Raw genomic sequence first — 980 nt, 5'->3', positions numbered from 1 at the left:
CCCAAAATTCCCTTCCCCAAGGTGTTGGTACGGTCTACCACATAATAGGACTGGTACTCCTCCTGAATTACACCGCCCTCCTGTGTTATGGGATGGTTCCTGTTGAACCCGGTGGCAAGGATCTGCTCCTTGGTGGCATTGGGCATGAGGTCGCCAGCCAATTGTACGCTCAGGAACCCATCATAGGGCATGTTGTTGTTAAAGGCATGGATCACCCAATCGCGCCAGGGCCACATGCTCCTATAGCTATCGTCCTGATAGCCGTGGGAATCCGCATACCTGGCCACATCCAACCAGACCTGCGTCATGCGCTCCCCATAGCTCGGGGAGGCCAAAAACTCGTCTATGGCCTGTTCCAAAATGTTGTCCGAGGTATTGTTGAGATATCTTTTCACCTGATCGGCATTGGGGGGAAGGCCCGTAAGGTCCAGCCCCATTCTCCTTATAAGCGTATGCTTCTCCGCTTTTTCGGACGGGACCAGAGCGTTCTCCTCCAGTTTTTCCATGATAAAGGCATCGATCTCATTTTGCGCCCAATCCGTCCGTTCCGTTGTTGGCAGCTCCGCCTTTTTGGGCGGGATAAAGGCCCAGTGCTTATCGAACTTGGCTCCCTGTTCTATCCATTTTTTCAATAGTTTCTTTTCATAGGAGTTCAGGGCCAATTGCGAATCCGGTGGGGGCATCAACTGTTTTGGGTCATCCGAGACCACATGTTGGTACAGGAGACTGTTGGCGGGCTTGCCCGCTACAATGGCATATTTCCCGGGATTCTCCGGCAGTTCCGACAAGGCCTCCTTCTCCAGGTCCAGGCGCAGACCGGCCTTTCGCTTGTTGGCATCCGGTCCATGACAGGTATAACAGTTGTCCGAAAGTACGGGCTTTATATGAAAATTATAATCCACCACCTCGGGCAGCTTCTGATCGGCATACCCGTCACCGGAGGATTTGAAAAGCCCCGACTTGAATGCGAAAAGCAGGGC

1 protein-coding gene is annotated in these 980 nt (G+C 52.9%); it reads right to left on the bottom strand.

The genetic code is table 11. The features are described 5' to 3' along the window. The coding region (locus MWU82_RS23980) for a DUF1549 domain-containing protein (protein WP_348647012.1) at nt 1-980 on the bottom strand (980 nt) is incomplete at both ends.

Origin of the sequence: Arenibacter sp. S6351L, from assembly GCF_023016025.1 — a bacterium.
GTDB lineage: Bacteria > Bacteroidota > Bacteroidia > Flavobacteriales > Flavobacteriaceae > Arenibacter > Arenibacter algicola_B.
Note: the sequence above shows the minus strand (reverse complement) of the source record. Positions and strands in the feature narration are given on the sequence as shown.